The organism is Amorphus sp. 3PC139-8 (genome assembly GCF_040750475.1).
GTDB lineage: Bacteria > Pseudomonadota > Alphaproteobacteria > Rhizobiales > Amorphaceae > Amorphus.
The window spans coordinates 37501-39723 of sequence record NZ_JABJVY010000036.1 but is presented as its reverse complement, the minus strand read 5'-3'; the positions used below and the strand labels follow the sequence as shown (position 1 = coordinate 39723).

The 2223-nt window shown below is 60.8% G+C and carries 1 rRNA gene and 2 pseudogenes (1 of these 3 only partly in view); 2 read left to right on the top strand and 1 reads right to left on the bottom strand.

The features are described from left to right. Positions 1 to 139: 139 nt before the first annotated feature. Positions 140 to 1187, top strand: a pseudogene (locus HNS03_RS23295) (transposase); the annotation flags it as partial. A gap of 27 nt (positions 1188 to 1214) precedes the next feature. Further along, positions 1215 to 1427, top strand: a pseudogene (locus HNS03_RS23290) (transposase); the annotation flags it as partial. Between the two features lie 757 nt (positions 1428 to 2184). Here the strand turns inward: HNS03_RS23290 and rrf are convergent. Then, positions 2185 to 2223, bottom strand: a 5S ribosomal RNA gene (gene rrf, locus HNS03_RS23285); it runs 76 nt beyond the window's last position.

Genomic DNA, 2223 nt, shown 5'->3' with positions numbered 1-2223 from the left:
CGATGCCGCTGATCACTCGGCGATCGTCGACCCGCGGCTTGCCGCGCGTATCGGTCGGAAGCAACGGCTGAAGCCGCTGACCTGACCCCCTGAAACTCAGCCAAAAATAGCTAGCGTCCGCCCATGGAAGGACGGACGAATGAAGCGATCAAGGTTCACGGAAGAGCAGATCATTGGGATCCTGCGCGAGCAGGAGGCGGGCGTGCCGGTGGCGGACCTTTGCCGCAAACATGGGCTGAGCTCCCCGACGTTTTACAAGTGGAAAGCTAAGTATGGCGGCCTGGACGTGTCGGAGGCCCGTCGGCTGAAGGCGCTCGAAGACGAGAACGCCAAGCTGAAGCGGATGCTGGCCGACACGATGCTCGACAACGTCGCGCTGAAAGACCTGCTGGGAAAAAAGTGGTGACGCCCGCCGCCAGGCGAGAGGCCGTGGCGCACCTGCGTCAGGCCTATGAGATGAGCGAGCGGCGGGCGCGAGGGTCATCTGGTGAACCGCAAGCAAGCGCGTGCAGCGCCTGTATCGGGAGGAGAAGCTCACCGTGCGCCGGCGCGGGGGGCGTAAGCGGGCCTTAGGCGAACGGCGGCCCATCGAGCCGGCGTTGGTCGCCAATCAGCGGTGGAGCCTGGACTTCGTCGCCGATCAGATGACGGACGGCCGACGCTTCCGGATCCTAGAGGTCTTCGACGACTGCACTCGGGAGTGCCTCGCCCTGGTGGCTGACACCTCGATCTCAGGGCGCCGCGTGGCCCGTGAGCTCGACGCCATCATCGCCTGGCGCGGTAGACCGAGGACGATTGTCAGCGACAACGGCACAGAGCTGACCTCCAATGCCATCTTGGAGTGGGCGGACGACCGCCAAGTCGGCTGGCACTACATCGCGCCAGGAAAACCTCAGCAGAACGGCTTCAGCGAGAGCTTCAATGGCCGCCTCAGAGACGAATTTTTGAATGAGACCCTGTTCCGGTCACTGCCGGATGCCAGGGCGCAGCTCCAAGCCTGGCGGCAGGACTATAATGAGGTGAGGCCTCACTCGAGCCTCGGCTACCTCACGCCACAGGCGTACGCCAGCGCCCTCTCCGGAGAGCCCGGCCGGCGCCCTGCGAACTCTGACCACTCCGCGCGCCGGCCTCTTGCCGGCCAACTCAACCCCGGACCAAATCACCCCGAGACTCTCGTTATCGATGGATGAGAAACGGGGGGCAGGTCAGCGGGTGACGGCACGATCGAGATCGACAATAATACCGTCGAGCGCTCCATCCGCCCCTTGGCGCTGACGCGGAAGAACGCGCTCTTTGCCGGTTCCGACGGCGGCGCCCGGCACTGGGCCGTCATCACCCAAATCATCGACGGCCATCCCAACAGTGCCATCGACGATCTCATGCCCTGGGTCTTCAAGTCCGAACCCGATCTCGCCGACGTGACCTGAAGACGGCGCTTACGTCCAAGTTGCAAACGACCCTACTGCACTCACCTCGTGCAGGATCTCAAACCGCCGCCAGCGCCGCAACATGGCCCCGGCTGGCCGCTTACGGTTGTTCGCTGGACCGAACCGCCGAGCCCGACCGCGCCACCTTTACGCAGACTGGCGGCTCAAGACGAGTGGATCATCGAGGGTGGAAATAGCCGGACTTATGGAGATCGTGTTCAACGAGCTGAAGCAATCATTCGGCTGGTTCCGCCGATATAGCGGCGGCTTTACCGTGTGCTCCGTCGAGACCGCCTGCGGATCGAGTTGCTTTGTTGGACGCTTCGATACGACAAAGTATTCGGAGCGAGGAATATTCGCGCAACTTCAGAGTAGGACGGCAAAGGAACCTGCATCGAGATCCGATCGAATAAGGACATGCAGCGCTCGCAGAAGGTTGGAATTGAGTACGCCTGAAACCCACCAAGCATCCGTGAATTGTCGCAGCCTCGAAAGAGCTCTCAGACCGGACTTCCATACAACTCCGCGGTCCACGCTGTATGCTTACGGTACCTCTTACGTCATTTGAATGAGCTGATACCCAGGCAATGGACATGTCGCAAAGTAACGCACGCACTAGCTCACCGCCCACACCCTCAATCAGAGGCCGTAAGCGGAACTAAAACAGTAATGCTCAACAGAAATAATCACTGAGAAGGTTTTTCGTGAATCTGTTTTATCTCGTTGATATTGAGTTTGTTTTGATTGTGCTCAGCGGGCCTGGCGGCGACCTACTCTCCCGCGTCTTGAGACGAAG